Here is a 13,562-nt window from a genome sequence, read left to right as displayed (position 1 = left end):
ATCTCGGCTGTTGGCATGGTTATACTGGGCGCTCTTTTAATGACTAAGGACACCACCATGACAAGGCTGTCACTGCTACTCGCCACTTCGCTGCTCACCCTCAACGCCAGCGCCATTGAGCTGGCCAAATACCCGCAGGTATTCGGTGCCGGCAACGGCATCAGCGTGACCGTCGCACCCAGTAGCGATAACACGCAGGCCTTGGTTCAGGTCAGCGGCATCAACCACCCGCTGGATGAAGTGGTGTTGCTCACCATGATCAAAGACCGTGGCAACGATGAGCGCGATTACAGCACCACGCTTAACGGCAGCGCTTACAACATGCTGGTCAAGCGCCAGGGCTGGGGCGGCGAGCGCTTCCAGCTGTACCTGCCCAATACCGACGGTTTTGAGCTGGGCTTCGATGAAACCAAGAGTAAAGACGCCAAACCGGCCAACCTGCTGGCCTTGTACGAGCAGCAGAAGAAAAAGGGCATCCAAGACAAGCTGAGCCGCTTCGACCGCGAACAGCGCGTGAGCGACTTCAGCGCACAGCTGCAGCAAATTGACCAGGACGCCTCGAAAGCCTGCGGCACGCCACTGAGCACGGCAGTCGATTGGCAAGCCATTGATGACGACAAACTCAAGCGCCTCGGCGTGCCAAGCTTCTGCGGCGAAGTTGTTCGCCAGATGGCCAGCCTGTGCGAGAACAACGCAGATTTCAAAGCCCAGGCAGCAGAGCTGAAACCCGTACAGTGCAGCTTTGACGCGCAACTCAAATTGCGCGAAAGCGATGCCGCCCTACTGTTCACTACCCACGAAAAAGCACCAAACCAGGGCGACTTTATCAACGCATTCCTGCGTAATCGCTAATCTGCCCAGGCGGCTTATCTCGCGGCGTAAGCTAATTTCCGGCGAGTCGCCGTCAAAGGGTTGGCAGCTCTTTACGCCAACAGCCTGACAAGCTGTTGTCTATTTCAAGCCATGGGCAAGGGCATAGGCATGCGCCTCGCGCACCAGCCAGTCGCGCAGCAGCAACAATGCCGCCGACTCCAGCTTGCGCTCGGGGATCATCAGGTAATACGCCTTGTCGGTCGGCAGGCTCAGCGGTGCGGCAATCACCAGGCGCCCGTCATCCAGCTCACGGCGGATCAGAAACGGCGGAATCAGCGCCACGCCCATCTCATGCATGGCCGCCTGGGCCAGCATGGAGAACAGCTCATATCGCGGCCCGGCCATGTCCCACGCAGTATTCAGCCCCTGGGCGTTGAACCACTGCCGCCAGGCGTAAGGCCGGGTGGTTTGCTGCAACAGCGGCAGGCTGGCGATCTGCTCGGCACTTAGCTGTGCCTTATCGCCCAGTACCGCTGGGCTACACACCGGCATCGGGTTCTCGCCCATCAGCAGGTGCGCTTGGGTACCGGACCAATCACCATCGCCGAAGTACACCGCCGCGTCGAACTCAGTATCAGCAAACAGAAAGGGCCGCGTGCGGTTGGTCAGGTTGACCGTGATCTCTGGATGCAGCCGCTGAAAATCCTTCAAGCGCGGCAGTAACCATTGCGTGCCGAAGGTCGGCACCACCGCCAGCTCGATGCTCATTGCGCCCTGCTGGCCCATCACCGCCAGGGTGTCACGCTCCACCGCGTCGAGCTGGCCAGCCACTCGCCGCGCGTAGGATTGCCCGGCTTCGGTGAGCACCACGCCACGGCGCGAACGGCGAAACAGCTCGATATTAAGGAAGGCCTCCAGCGCGGCAATCTGCCGGCACACCGCGCCCTGGGTCAGGCTCAGTTCCTGCGCCGCCTTGGTAAAGCTCTGGTGCCGCGCGGCGGACTCGAACGCGATCAGGGCAGCGGTGCTGGGAATTTTGCGGCGCATCTGTGCGTCACTCTCACTTTGATTGATTAGATAGACTGGTCAAAGCTATCTCGAAGTGAGCAAAGCGCACAACTAGGTGCGTATTAGTCGTTTGCAGGCCCGTCACAAGCCGCCTAGGATCAATCCACGCTTAGCGGGTGCTTGTTCCCGCACCCTTATTGTTCTGATTCGAGGTTTTTCGCATGGCCAAGGCAAGCTTTAACTGGATCGACCCGCTGCTGCTCGACCAGCAACTGACCGAAGAAGAACGCATGGTGCAGGGCAGCGCCCAACAGTTCGCCGCCGACAAGCTGGCCCCGCGCGTGCTCGAAGCCTTCCGCCATGAGCAGACCGACCCGAAGATCTTTCGCGAGATGGGCGACACCGGCCTGCTCGGCGCGACCATTCCCGCCGAGTACGGCGGCAGCGGCCTGAACTACGTGTGCTACGGCCTGATCGCCCGCGAAGTCGAGCGCATCGACTCCGGCTACCGCTCGATGATGAGCGTGCAATCGTCGCTGGTGATGGTGCCGATCTTCGAATTCGGCAACGAAGCGACCAAGCAGAAATACCTACCCAAGCTCGCCAGCGGCGAATACATCGGCTGCTTCGGCCTGACCGAGCCAGATCACGGCTCCGACCCTGGCTCGATGATCACCCGTGCGAAAAAAGTCGACGGCGGCTACCGCCTGACTGGCGCGAAGATGTGGATCACCAACAGCCCGATCGCCGATGTGTTTGTGGTCTGGGCCAAGGATGATGCCGGCGAGATTCGCGGCTTCGTTCTGGAAAAAGGCTGGCAGGGGCTGAGCACCCCGGCGATTCACGGCAAGGTCGGCCTGCGCGCGTCGGTCACCGGCGAGATCGTCATGGACAACGTATTCTGCCCGGAAGAAAACGCCTTCCCCGACGTGCGCGGCCTGAAAGGCCCGTTTACCTGCCTCAACTCCGCCCGTTACGGCATCAGCTGGGGCGCGCTGGGTGCCGCCGAGTTTTGCTGGCACACCGCGCGTCAGTACACCCTGGATCGCAAACAGTTCGGTCGCCCGCTGGCGCAAACTCAGCTGATCCAGAAGAAGCTCGCCGACATGCAGACCGAGATCACCCTGGCCCTGCAAGGCTGCCTGCGCCTCGGCCGGATGAAGGATGAAGGCACCGCCGCAGTGGAAATCACCTCAATGATGAAGCGCAACAGCTGCGGCAAGTCCCTGGATATCGCGCGCATGGCCCGCGACATGCTCGGCGGCAACGGCATCAGCGACGAGTACGGCGTGGCCCGCCACCTGGTCAACCTGGAAGTGGTAAACACCTATGAAGGCACCCACGATGTGCACGCGCTAATCCTCGGCAGAGCTCAGACCGGCCTGCAAGCGTTCTTCTAAGAACCTGTTTACGATCTGCTGCGCGTCGGCCCTGCTGCGCTAAAACAGGCTCGGAATGCTCATGTACAAAAGTACACTCCGCTTCCTCGCCTGTTTTTGCCTTGCATGGCTCTAGCTCGCGAGATCGTAAGCAGGTTCTAAGCGACTTCGTAGGATGGGTTAGCCGCGCAGCGGCGTAACCCATCACTAGGCCCGATGGGTATCGCTGCGCTCAACCTGCGCGGTCCGCCCATCCTACATTTTGATCACCGAGGTTTCTCATGCCCGGCGCCCTATCCCATATCCGCGTACTCGACCTATCCCGCGTACTGGCCGGGCCTTGGGCCGGGCAGATTCTTGGTGATCTGGGTGCCGAAGTGATCAAGGTCGAACGCCCCGGCAGCGGTGACGACACCCGCCACTGGGGCCCGCCCTATGTGAAGGACAGCGAAGGTAACGACTCGCGCGAAGCGGCCTATTTCCAAAGCGCCAACCGCAACAAGCAGTCGGTGACCCTGGACTTCACCCAGCCCGAAGGCCAACGCCTGGTGCGTGAGCTGGTACAGAACTGCGATGTGCTGCTGGAGAACTTCAAGGTCGGCGGCCTGGCGGCTTACGGCCTCGACTACGCCACGCTAAAGGCCATCAACCCACGGCTGATTTATTGCTCGATCACCGGCTTTGGCCAGAACGGCCCTTACGCCAAACGCGCCGGTTATGACTTTATGATCCAGGGCCTCGGCGGACTGATGAGCCTGACCGGCAAGCCCGATGGCGAAGACGGGGCTGGACCGATGAAAGTCGGCGTCGCGCTCACCGATATCCTCACCGGCCTGTACGCCACGGTCGGCGTGCTGGCGGCACTTAACCAGCGCGAACAATCCGGTATCGGCCAGCATATCGATGTAGCACTGCTCGACGTACAGGTGGCCTGCCTGGCCAACCAGGCGATGAATTATTTGAACACAGGCGTCTCGCCCAAACGCCTGGGCAACGCCCACCCGAATATTGTGCCCTACCAGGATTTCCCCTCGGCCGATGGCAACTTCATCATCGCCGTGGGCAACGACGGGCAGTTCCGCAAACTGTGCGAGGTTGCAGACTGTGCGGCTTTGGCAGATAACCCGCGTTTTGCCACCAATAAGGCCCGCGTCGCCCACCGCGCCGAGCTGATCCCACTGCTGCGCCAGGCCACGGTGTTCAAGAGCACCGCCGAATGGATCGCCCTGCTGGAGCAGGCCGGCGTGCCCTGCGGGCCGATCAACGACCTGGCCCAGGTCTTTGCCGATCCACAGGTGCAAGCCCGTGGCCTACGCCTCGACCTACCCAACAGCCTGGGCAGCACAACGCCGCAAGTCGCCAGCCCGCTGCGCCTGTCCGAGACCCCGGTGGAATACCGCAACGCACCGCCGCTGCTCGGCGAACACACCGAACAAGTGCTGAACCGTCATCTGGGCTTGAGCGCCGAACAGATCGCTACGCTGCGTGAAGCGGGCGTGCTGTAACCGTCCGCTGAGCGAACGGCCTGCTGCCACGCCTAGGCAGTAGATGCTTCAGAGCACCTCAAGGTAGCGGCTCAACGCCATGGCAAAACATAACCTCGCAAAGCCATCCAGCGCAGCAGAGCCGCGCCAGACAGCAACCAAGCTTAAAGCCTGAGACTCATGCTGGGCTGTGTAAAATGCGGCAAAAATCGGCATGATGACGCTACTTACTGGGAATCATGTAGGATCTGCCGCAAAAGTCACGGACGCAGTCCCGCTCACTGTGCGCCAGGCTTTTAAGTCATGGATATTAATAACAATTAATGCGCTGACCGAACCAATGGGTACGGCGTAGAGGAGTTTTACGCGCAGCATGATCATCCTCGTGGGATCGAAAATCGATCAGGCCAGCATTCATGGCTCTCTCGGCAAACCGGAATACAGTTACTTTTTCCTGATGAAGGATTTCCTTCCGGCGCTCGAGCGCCTGGGGACTGTGCTGCCGGTAAAAAGCACCGATGAGATAGAGCGGTTGTGTGAGCAGTACAGGGCGGCCGGCGAAGAGGTGGTATTTCTCAGCTTCAGCCCGCCTCACCAAGTTCCGCTTGGCCTGAGCTGCCCAACCGTAGTGGTCTTCGCCTGGGAGTTCGACTCTCTGCCGTCGGTCGCCTGGGATGATAATCCGCAGAATGATTGGCGCTATGCACTGGCCAACCTGCAAGGGGCCATCTGCACCAGTCAGGAAACTGCCAGCCTGGTTAAACAAGCAATGGCTGAAGGCTTTCCGGTCATATCGCTACCAGCGCCTGTCTGGGATCGCTATAAAAGCCTTGGCGACGCGGACGTGTCATCCGCAGAGCTGGGCGAGCGGGTATTCCCATTCGTCGGCATCGTTATTGATAGCCCCATCTTGGGGCTGTCCGCCGATGGCTTGGTACGCAAGCCAAGCGAAGTACCGGTTGAACCCGAGCCTGAGCCTGAATCTGAATCTGAGCTTCCGCCACCACCAGGAGCGCTTACCCAGGCCTGGCAACTTAGCAAAGCGCTGTTTAAAGGCTGGTTGGAGGAAATTCGCCTCCCTCTGGAGTCCACTGAAGATATTGCCTCCACGACAGGGGCTTCAACACCTGCCGTTGCGCCAGTCGATAACGCAGAACCTGCAGAAGCACCGCCGTTGCACCTGATCAATGTCTCCGGCGTGGTCTACACAACGGTGCTCAACCCTGCGGACAGTCGCAAAAACTGGGTCGAGTTGATTACCGCCTTCTGCTGGGCATTCAAGGAGCGCGAGGATGCCACCCTGATCGTGAAAATGACCCATCACGATCTGGAGTATTACCGTATCGTATTGATCACCTTGTTATCGCGACTGGCCCCCTTCAGCTGCCGGGTAATTGTGCTGCATGGTTTTCTCGAGGATGAGCAATACCGTGAGCTTATAAAGGCATCGACCTATTACGTGAATGCTTCTTCCGGTGAGGGCCTGTGCCTGCCTCTTATGGAATTCTTGTCCGCCGGTAAACCCGGCATTGCGCCCGTGCATAGCGCTATGAGCGACTACATCGACGAGCAGTTGGCATTTCCCCTCAAGTGCTCGCTCGAGCCCTTTTGCTGGCCCCATGATCCTACGGGCGTGTTTATGACCCACCGGCATCGACTGAACTGGCAGTCGCTGGTCGAGGCTTACCAAGATAGCTATCAGGTTGCTCAATCGAAACCTGAGCATTACCGCAGCATGTCACAGCATGCTTTTAACAGAATGCAGGCATTCGCCTCTGTTGATGTAGTGGCTGTGCCATTGGAGGTTTTTTTGCGCGCGTTGGTACGTGATCGCAACAGCGAAACTCTCGCGCAACGGGAAGAGGGGATGCTGCCATGAAGTTCCTGGTTTACTCGGAAGTCACGGCTGCACGTATCGCCACGAGCATGGGGTTACCGGAGTACAGCTATTACTTCGTCCTGCGTGATTTTCTGCCTGTATTGAAAGCCATAGGCGATGTCCAGGTGGTCGAAGATCCCGCCCTGGAAGTCGATGCGCTCTATGATCAAGCCTGCGCAGCAGGTGAACGCTGTCTGTTCCTGTCATTCTCGCCACCCCAGAAGACTTTGTTGGGGCTGCGCTGTCCGACCCTTCCGGTATTTGCCTGGGAATTTGCCAGTATTCCTAATGAACACTGGCTGGATGAACAACAGCAGGATTGGCGGTATGTCTTGCAGGCTTGCGGCAGTGGCATCACGCACTCGCAGATGATCGTCGATGCTGTGCGCAAGGAAATGGGCCCGCAGTTCCCGATCGTGGCGATTCCTTCCCCGGTCTGGGACAAATTTGCCGCAATCAGGGCGCGGCCCGCCGAATTACCGCTCACCAGCGCTGTGACAATCAGCGTCCGTGCGGGAGTAGTGGTGGATAGCCACGACCCAGCATTAAGCCCCTACATCTTTGGTCAGCATGCGACGGCCAGAGTGGTACAGGCCATTCGCGAGCATGGACAAGCCATGGCGCGCCAACAACCCGCAGGGAGCGCCGTTGCGGCGCCCGCCACTCGCCGGCAATCACGCGCCCAAGTAACTCGACGCTATCTGGGCGAGTGGTACCTGAAGGTGCTGCGCGAAAACATGCCCTTTCTGCCCAACGCCAAAGAGAAATCACTTCCTCTGTTAGAGCTGGTTCGTGAAGACCCCGACAAGCGCTTAGAACCTCGCAACACCGTGGAGCCGCCGCACCCACTCGCCACGGGCGTCAAACCGCGAATGCCCGAGTGGCTGCCGGCTGACTCTGAACTGAAATTGTCTGGGGTGATTTTTACCGCGCTGTTCAATCCCTATGACGGCCGTAAGAACTGGGCCGATATGCTGACCGCATTCTGTGCAGCATTCCGCGACACCCCTGATGCCACGTTAGTGTTCAAGCTTGGGCATAACGAATATCTATCCGCCATGCACGACATGCTGATCTGGATGGCGCGCATGCCCCGCTTCAAATGCCGGGTAGTCCTGCTTCACGGCTATCTCGACGGCAGTGAGTTCGATGCCCTGATCCGGGCGAGCGCCTTCGCAGTTAATGCCTCCCACGGCGAAGGTCAGTGCCTGCCATTGATGGAGTTCCTTTCCTGCGGCAAACCAGCGATTGCACCCCGTCACTCGGCAATGGTCGACTACATAGATGAGGAAGTTGGGTTTGTTGTCGACAGCTGGCTGGACTCAACCGCTTGGTCCCATGATCCGCGCCTGGCTTATCGCACGCTGCGCCACCAGATCGACTGGGCATCTTTAGTTCGCGCCTACCAGGCGGCGTATCAATGCGCGAAAAACGACCCCGTGCGCTATCAACAGATGTCAGCTGCGGCCATCGAGCGCATGCGCGGCCACTGCTCCCGGCATGCTGCGCAAGAAGCGCTGTCCGCATTTCTTAAGGTGGATCAAAGGGTGAGCGCATGAGGCGGGTATTGGCCTGGTGGCATCGGCTGATCGGCGGTTCCACTTTGCCGAGCCCCCCCACGCAGGCGCAAGCTCCACTGCCCAACCATGTCGACTCCCGTGATTGCGGCTTGGTGGATGCGGTGATGGGAGGCTGGTTTCAGAATGCGACGGATGAATTATTCCGTGGTTTTCACATAGCAGCCGACGATGTCGTGCTGGACCTGGGTTGCGGGCATGGAGGTTCGACGTTGTTCTGCGCCAGACGCGGCGCGCACGTCATCTTCACCGATAGCGAGGCAGATAAGGTCGCAGCGTTGCGCGAAAAGGTCGGCGAGACACCGGCGCGGCAGGCTCAGGGTATCGTTTCCGACAGCTTACCGCTGCCCCTGGCAGACGGCCTTGCGACCAAGGTCATTGCGCTGGAAGTGTTAGAGCATGTCGAACAGCCCTTGGCGATACTCCAAGAGCTGGTCCGGGTTGGCCGTCCCGGTGCGCAGTATTTTATTTCAGTACCCGATCAGGCGAGTGAAGAGGCGCAGCGGACGGTGGCTCCAGCACTGCATTTCCAACAGCCTAACCATATCAAAGTGTATTCGCGTGAAGCATTTTCCGAGCTGGTGCAAAGTGCCGGGCTGATCATCGAGACGCGAGATTATTACGGCTTTTATTGGACCCTGTGGATGATGCTGTTCTGGGGCACCAAGCAGGCTGAAGGGCATGTGTTTAGCGGCGCAACCCACGACCAAATCGAAGCACCTTTTCATCCGTTACTGAACAGTTGGGCCACCCTCTGGCACGCAACTATAAATCTGCCAGGTGGCGAAAAGATCCGTGCGGCTCTAGATCAGTCCTTACCCAAAACGCAGATCATCCTGGCGCGCAAACCAATGCCCGGTGAAGGAATAAAATGAGCAAGCGAATCGACGACATCGAGATCTTGCGCGGTTTTGCTGTGCTCTTTGTGGTGCTGCACCATGCGCTGGGTAACTTATTCACATGGACCACGCCTGGTTTGGCACGCGTTGCCGTCTATTTCAGCGGCGGCTTTGGGGTCGACCTGTTTTTTGCCATCTCAGGATTCGTCATCGCCCGCGATCTGGTGCCACGACTGCAAGCGAGCAGCGGATCAGATACTGCATTCAGGATCACTGTTGCCTTCTGGATTCGACGCGCCTGGCGCTTGCTGCCATCAGCTTGGACGTGGTTGGCGCTGACCTTGTTGGCGGTGGTGCTATTCAATCAATCCGGGGTATTCGGTACCTTCCGCATCAACCTGGAAGCGACCGTGGCGGGAGTGCTGCAGGTGGCGAACGTGCGCTTCGCTGAGACCTTTGGGCGGAGCGATTATGGTGCCAGCTTCGTCTACTGGACCCTATCTCTGGAGGAGCAGTTTTATCTGGTTCTGCCTCTACTGGTGTTGATTTCTCGGCGCTTTTTGCCTTACGTGCTGATAGCCCTGGTGATTATCCAGCTTGTTTCGACTCGTACGTTGATGACGGTAATGTTTCGGACTGATGCAATTGCCCTCGGCGTTCTCCTGGCCATCTGGAGCCAACACAGCACTTACTTCGTGGCCCGACCTACGTTTCTCACGCGCACAAAGTGGATCGGTACAGCAGCTATGGCCGGGCTGCTATTTTGCATGGGCGTTGTGGGCTCGGAAGTGCTACATGTTGTTTCCTACAAATTCAGCTTGTTCGCCGTGCTATCGGTGCTGCTAGTCTGGATAGCCTCTTACAATCTTGACCTGTTTGTCCCTGCAAGACCTTTGAAACGGCTATTACTTTGGGTCGGGACACGCTCTTATGCCATCTACCTGATCCATATCCCTGCGTTTTTTCTAACCCGCGAGATCTGGTTCCGCCTACGCCCTGGAACTGTTCCAGGCGATGAATTTTTCTTCCAGTACCTACTCACAGCAAGCGCACTGATTATTCTTCTGAGTGAATTAAATTACCGCCTGATCGAAACGCCATTCCGCCAGCGCGGCGCGGCTATTTCCAAGCGCTTTCTAGCGGCAGAGTCAGGAGAAAATACTCAGCCTGAGCTTTCATACAACAAGACAAGGGCTAGCAATGATTAGCGCTATTAAGAATCTCTTCTGGCCATCCAGTTCGACCAGCATGAACAACCCCACAGCTAATGCCGTAAAACCCGAGGCATTGGTTAACGATTTCGCGCTAGTCGATGCCAGCATGAGTGGCTGGTTCAACACCGACACCGGAGAGCTACTTAAAGGGTTTCCAATACGCGCTGAAGATACCGTGCTAGATGTCGGTTGCGGGGAGGGGCCGTTCACCCACTTCTGCGCAAAGATGAAGGCCGAGGTCATCTTTGCCGACATCGATCCGCAACGTGTCAGCATGGTCGGACAATTGCTAAAAGACTCGCCTGCCCGCGCACTGCATCCTCTGGTTACCGACGGCAATCCCTTGCCATTACCCGATGCTCATGTCGATAAGGTGATCGCGATGGAGGTATTGGAGCATGTCGATGTCCCGTCAGATTTCATGAGGGAATTAGTGCGCGTAGGCAAGCCGGGCGCGCTGTATCTGATCACCGTGCCCGATGCGGCAAGCGAGAGCGTGCAGCAACAGGTTGCGCCTTCAGCGCACTTCGAAAAACCTAACCATATCAATATATTCAGTCGAGACGACTTTGAGCGACTGGTGCTCGATGCAGGCTTAGTAATCGAACGACGTACCTATTACGGTTTTTATTGGGCCGTATGGTGGGCATTTTTTTGGGTCTGCAAAAAAGATCTTTCCTCACCCGAACACCCGCTGTTGGATAATTGGGCTAGAACGTGGGCAGCCTTATTGGAAACACCAGGTGGCGAACAAGTGAAAAGCGCGCTTGATCGTGTGATGCCTAAAAGCCAGGCGATTATTGCGCGCAAACCGATGGCGTGTTGACGCGCTCTACTGCACCGCTTAGCTACCAGCCTCGCACGCTTTCCTAGTTCGAAAAGTTGCCATGCAGTATCAGCTGAGTTTATAAAGTATAGGAATTCCCAGTATGACACTCATTTCCTACGCACAGAATTTTGAAGATGTGGCCTTGTGGCGAACGCTACGGCTTTTTGGCCCCGGATTCTATATCGACATCGGCGCCAACCACCCAACGCGTGACTCAGTAACCCGTTCGCTTTACGAGCGCGGTTGGCGCGGCATTAATATCGAGCCAGTTCTCCACTACCATCAGGCTCTGTGTGCGGAGCGCCCTGACGACGTGAATCTATGCGTGGCGGTAGGTGATGAAGAAAATGAATTAGTATTTTTCGAGCAACCAGAAACAGGTCTCTCGACTCTTAATGTAGAGGTAGCAGAAAGACAGAAAGCTGAAGGTATTTCATTTATTCAGCGCACAGTCAAAACTCGGACACTTACCAGTATCTGCGAGGAGCATCTCAGCTCAGAAAAGCCGCTACAGTTCCTAAAAATCGATGTCGAAGGCTTCGAAGAGCACGTTTTGTGGGGCATGGATTTTCAAAGATGGCGCCCTTGGGTAATTCTGATTGAGTCTGCATTTAACATTGACCCACAATGGACGTCCCTGATTATTGATGCCGGCTATCAATTTGCATTATGTGACGGGGTAAATCGTTATTACGTTGCGCAAGAGCGGCTTGAGCTTCTTGTGCCGCTTTCTCTGCCGCCGAATATCTTAGATGGCTTTAAGCTTTGCAGCGGGCATTTACTTAGTTTTCCATTAGCAGAAACATCTACGACTCAGGCAGAGCTGAATTTTGCTCGGCAGCGTGCAGAATTTGCTGAGGAGAAACTAGCCGCAATTTATAGCAGTCGCTTGTGGGTGGTTGCAAGGCGGGTTACATCACTAAAGCGTATGTTGAAGCTCAAAAACAAAGAGGGGCGTAATGTTTAAAAATTTTGGCAACCTAAAAGGCAAGAAATTGCCAGTGCATACGCCGATAGGGCCACTTTTTTTGTTACTAAGCCTCGCTTTGCTCTTTGTCGAAGGTTGGACTTATAGCGAGCAGCTAGATGATGCATTTATTACATATAGGTATGCTGCAAATTTAGTAAATGGTAACGGATTGGTTTTTAACGTAGGTGAATATGTTGAAGGCTACACCAATCTGAGTTGGACTTTGTTGGTAGCGCTAGGCTTGCTGTTTGATTTTCCTGCTTGGTTAATAGGGCATTATTTGCAACTATTTTCTGCAGCATTATTGTTAATCGGTAGCTATAAGTACACGAACACTATTTTGCCTCGTGCTAAGTGGCTTGCCGGGTGCGTACCACTGGCGCTGTTAGCCTCAAATACATTCGCAACTTGGACGTCGTCTGGGTTAGAAACGCCGTTGTTCGCAGCGCTGGTTGTTTGGGCGTTTTATTTTTTCAATAAGAACAGAATGTTTGTAGTCTCTTTCTTGTGTGTGTTGGCTACTATGACCCGGCCAGAGGGCGGGCTGGTGGCTGTCATATTGATTTGCAGTAACTGGGTCGGCTCTGTTGCTTGTAGGCGGCCAACTTCTATGGCTGAACTCTTGCATATTTCGACCCCAGGATTACTGTTCACGCTTTACGTCACTGCGCACACTTTTTTTAGACTTTACTATTATGGAGACGTGGTGCCTAACACCTTCCATGCGAAGGTGGGTGGAATTCCCCTTGCTAGTGGCATTGGCTACGCTCGTAATTTTTTAGCGGACGGCTCTTTTGCATTGACGTTACCTGCAATTTTAGCGGCCATGTATATTCGAAAATTTCGAATAGCATTTTTTTACTCACTGCTGACAATTTCCTATGTAATATATATTGGTGGAGATGTCTTCAAGCTGGGTCGTTTCTTTTTGCAAGTATTACCGCTATTGATTGCAGGCTCTGTAGCTGCAGGAGCAGTCTTGTATTATAAGAGTAAAGTATTCGGGATTTTTATCTTGGTTAGCGTCCCGTGCTTTGCGCTGTTGTCCATGTATAGTACTTGGCCCGGCAGTATCGAATTTTATGGGTTAGTTCAGAAAGAGTTTCCTTCTTCTGCAAAGCGTGAAGCTGCCCGCAATCACGTTTTTTTTGACCCGCAGGATGCGCTGAAAGCTAAGGCTCAAGAAATAGCAGAGTTGACCCCGAGAGTAGAAGTAATAGCCTCTGTCGGCATAGGCAAGCTTGGGTTCTACTCAATGCATACTAAAATTTTAGATCTTGTAGGGTTGGTAGATAAGACAGTAGCTAAGAGCTCAAGAGTTATTCCTGCAACTTTGATCCTGCCGGGGCACCAACGGACTGACGCACCTTATATACTTGACCAACAACCAGATATTATATGGATCCCTAAAAAGCCAGAAGAAGACTCTCCCCGAGGTCTGACTTTGCCTGCCATGGAAGACTTGTGGCATCAAGAAAGACTGAAAAACGAATATTATTGGGATGAGCGCCTAAATTTTTATCGAAGAAAGTAAATCTTGAGCTCAATGTTCTGCAAGAACTCAGATGCA

At 55.7% G+C, this 13,562-nt stretch carries 13 protein-coding genes; 10 read left to right on the top strand and 3 right to left on the bottom strand.

All coding sequences use genetic code 11. From position 1 onward, the window contains the following. Positions 1 to 57: 57 nt before the first annotated feature. The gene (locus tag AC0T4W_RS21860) at positions 58 to 852 is read left to right on the top strand and encodes a hypothetical protein (RefSeq protein ID WP_476322796.1); all 795 of its coding nucleotides are present in this window, start codon (positions 58 to 60) and stop codon (positions 850 to 852) included. Between the two features lie 99 nt (positions 853 to 951). Here AC0T4W_RS21860 and AC0T4W_RS21855 read toward each other — a convergent pair whose 3' ends face one another. Beyond that, complete coding sequence (locus tag AC0T4W_RS21855; RefSeq protein ID WP_476322793.1) at positions 952 to 1,860, bottom strand: LysR family transcriptional regulator; 909 nt, start codon at positions 1,858 to 1,860, stop codon at positions 952 to 954. A gap of 182 nt (positions 1,861 to 2,042) precedes the next feature. Between AC0T4W_RS21855 and AC0T4W_RS21850 the strand changes: the two genes are divergently transcribed. Further along, the gene (locus tag AC0T4W_RS21850) at positions 2,043 to 3,221 is read left to right on the top strand and encodes an acyl-CoA dehydrogenase (protein ID WP_476322790.1); all 1,179 of its coding nucleotides are present in this window, start codon (positions 2,043 to 2,045) and stop codon (positions 3,219 to 3,221) included. Positions 3,222 to 3,481: 260 nt separating this feature from the next. Further along, positions 3,482 to 4,705 carry a CaiB/BaiF CoA transferase family protein gene (locus AC0T4W_RS21845; RefSeq protein WP_476322787.1) on the top strand — a complete coding sequence of 408 codons (1,224 nt, stop codon included), beginning with the start codon at positions 3,482 to 3,484 and terminating at the stop codon, positions 4,703 to 4,705. A gap of 48 nt (positions 4,706 to 4,753) precedes the next feature. Here the strand turns inward: AC0T4W_RS21845 and AC0T4W_RS21840 are convergent, their stop codons facing one another. Both AC0T4W_RS21840 and AC0T4W_RS21835 read right to left on the bottom strand, forming a co-directional pair. Beyond that, positions 4,754 to 4,900: a hypothetical protein gene (locus AC0T4W_RS21840; RefSeq protein ID WP_476322784.1), complete on the bottom strand. Its 147-nt coding sequence runs from the start codon at positions 4,898 to 4,900 to the stop codon at positions 4,754 to 4,756. Positions 4,901 to 4,921: 21 nt separating this feature from the next. Further along, the gene (locus AC0T4W_RS21835; protein ID WP_476322781.1) at positions 4,922 to 5,059 is read right to left on the bottom strand and encodes a hypothetical protein; all 138 of its coding nucleotides are present in this window, start codon (positions 5,057 to 5,059) and stop codon (positions 4,922 to 4,924) included. On the opposite strand from AC0T4W_RS21835, the gene AC0T4W_RS21830 reads away from it, so the two are divergent. From AC0T4W_RS21830 to AC0T4W_RS21800, 7 genes are all read left to right on the top strand, one after another. Then, the gene (locus AC0T4W_RS21830) at positions 5,058 to 6,563 is read left to right on the top strand and encodes a glycosyltransferase (RefSeq protein ID WP_476322778.1); all 1,506 of its coding nucleotides are present in this window, start codon (positions 5,058 to 5,060) and stop codon (positions 6,561 to 6,563) included. The two genes, AC0T4W_RS21835 and AC0T4W_RS21830, sit on opposite strands and share 2 nt — an antisense overlap. Continuing rightward, entirely contained in the window at positions 6,560 to 8,122 is a 1,563-nt protein-coding gene (locus AC0T4W_RS21825) for a glycosyltransferase (protein WP_476322775.1), read from the top strand. Before AC0T4W_RS21830 ends, AC0T4W_RS21825 begins: the two co-directional genes overlap by 4 nt. An 8-nt stretch (positions 8,123 to 8,130) precedes the next feature. Then, positions 8,131 to 9,015, top strand: a complete 885-nt coding sequence (locus AC0T4W_RS21820; protein WP_476322772.1) for a methyltransferase domain-containing protein — start codon at positions 8,131 to 8,133, stop codon at positions 9,013 to 9,015. Beyond that, a complete protein-coding gene (locus AC0T4W_RS21815) occupies positions 9,012 to 10,187 on the top strand; it encodes an acyltransferase family protein (protein ID WP_476322769.1) in 1,176 nt (391 codons plus the stop codon). Before AC0T4W_RS21820 ends, AC0T4W_RS21815 begins: the two co-directional genes overlap by 4 nt. Beyond that, complete coding sequence (locus AC0T4W_RS21810) at positions 10,180 to 11,019, top strand: class I SAM-dependent methyltransferase (RefSeq protein WP_476322766.1); 840 nt, start codon at positions 10,180 to 10,182, stop codon at positions 11,017 to 11,019. Before AC0T4W_RS21815 ends, AC0T4W_RS21810 begins: the two co-directional genes overlap by 8 nt. A 103-nt stretch (positions 11,020 to 11,122) precedes the next feature. Further along, positions 11,123 to 11,989, top strand: coding sequence for an FkbM family methyltransferase (locus tag AC0T4W_RS21805; RefSeq protein ID WP_476322763.1), 867 nt, complete (start codon positions 11,123 to 11,125; stop codon positions 11,987 to 11,989). Then, positions 11,982 to 13,526, top strand: coding sequence for a hypothetical protein (locus tag AC0T4W_RS21800; RefSeq protein WP_476322760.1), 1,545 nt, complete (start codon positions 11,982 to 11,984; stop codon positions 13,524 to 13,526). Before AC0T4W_RS21805 ends, AC0T4W_RS21800 begins: the two co-directional genes overlap by 8 nt. Positions 13,527 to 13,562 lie beyond the last annotated feature (36 nt).

This window comes from Pseudomonas sp. C7.1, from assembly GCF_056312395.1.
The sequence above is the reverse complement of the archived record's forward strand: the minus strand, read 5'-3'. Positions and strand labels throughout refer to the sequence as shown.

Excerpts from the sequence above, each read along its gene's own strand:
- AC0T4W_RS21825 (WP_476322775.1), top strand. The coding sequence starts at position 6,560 with ATGAAGTTCCTGGTTTACTCGGAAGTCACGGCTGCACGTATCGCCACG.
- AC0T4W_RS21805 (WP_476322763.1), top strand. The coding sequence starts at position 11,123 with ATGACACTCATTTCCTACGCACAGAATTTTGAAGATGTGGCCTTGTGG.
- AC0T4W_RS21815 (WP_476322769.1), top strand. The coding sequence starts at position 9,012 with ATGAGCAAGCGAATCGACGACATCGAGATCTTGCGCGGTTTTGCTGTG.
- AC0T4W_RS21835 (WP_476322781.1), bottom strand. The coding sequence starts at position 5,059 with ATGCTGCGCGTAAAACTCCTCTACGCCGTACCCATTGGTTCGGTCAGC.
- AC0T4W_RS21840 (WP_476322784.1), bottom strand. The coding sequence starts at position 4,900 with ATGCCGATTTTTGCCGCATTTTACACAGCCCAGCATGAGTCTCAGGCT.
- AC0T4W_RS21855 (WP_476322793.1), bottom strand. The coding sequence starts at position 1,860 with ATGCGCCGCAAAATTCCCAGCACCGCTGCCCTGATCGCGTTCGAGTCC.
- AC0T4W_RS21800 (WP_476322760.1), top strand. The coding sequence starts at position 11,982 with ATGTTTAAAAATTTTGGCAACCTAAAAGGCAAGAAATTGCCAGTGCAT.
- AC0T4W_RS21860 (WP_476322796.1), top strand. The coding sequence starts at position 58 with ATGACAAGGCTGTCACTGCTACTCGCCACTTCGCTGCTCACCCTCAAC.
- AC0T4W_RS21845 (WP_476322787.1), top strand. The coding sequence starts at position 3,482 with ATGCCCGGCGCCCTATCCCATATCCGCGTACTCGACCTATCCCGCGTA.
- AC0T4W_RS21830 (WP_476322778.1), top strand. The coding sequence starts at position 5,058 with ATGATCATCCTCGTGGGATCGAAAATCGATCAGGCCAGCATTCATGGC.
- AC0T4W_RS21810 (WP_476322766.1), top strand. The coding sequence starts at position 10,180 with ATGATTAGCGCTATTAAGAATCTCTTCTGGCCATCCAGTTCGACCAGC.
- AC0T4W_RS21850 (WP_476322790.1), top strand. The coding sequence starts at position 2,043 with ATGGCCAAGGCAAGCTTTAACTGGATCGACCCGCTGCTGCTCGACCAG.